Annotated in this window: 1 protein-coding gene; it reads right to left on the bottom strand. The window is 38.5% G+C overall.

The genetic code is table 11. The features are described 5' to 3' along the window. Positions 1-335, bottom strand: a 335-nt coding sequence (locus ITJ86_RS17210) for a DUF7507 domain-containing protein (protein WP_195872879.1), incomplete at both ends; no start/stop codon positions are given.

The raw sequence follows: 335 nt of genomic DNA, 5'->3' as shown, positions 1-335 counted from the left end.
GTTATATCATCTTCGAACACGGTATCATCATCGGATAAATCTTCTAAGGTTGATCCATCTAGACTACTTGTTCCAGTAACGAGGGCTTGGTTACTAACAACACCTGCATCGATATCGGCTTGTGTAATAGTATAATTTGCTGCATACAACCAAACTTCATCGACATCTAAAATATTATCTCCATTATCGTCTCCTGATGCTAGTGATACTTCTCCTCCTAACATATCATCTGTAAGAACAACATCTGTTATGGTCGCTTGTCCTTGATTGGTCACTGTGAAATTGTAGGTAATGGTTTCTCCTATGTTGGCATAGCCATCACTGTTTTCATCATT

Origin of the sequence: Winogradskyella marina (genome assembly GCF_015645385.1) — a bacterium.
Classification (GTDB): domain Bacteria; phylum Bacteroidota; class Bacteroidia; order Flavobacteriales; family Flavobacteriaceae; genus Winogradskyella; species Winogradskyella marina.
Note: the sequence above shows the minus strand (reverse complement) of the source record. Positions and strands in the feature narration are given on the sequence as shown.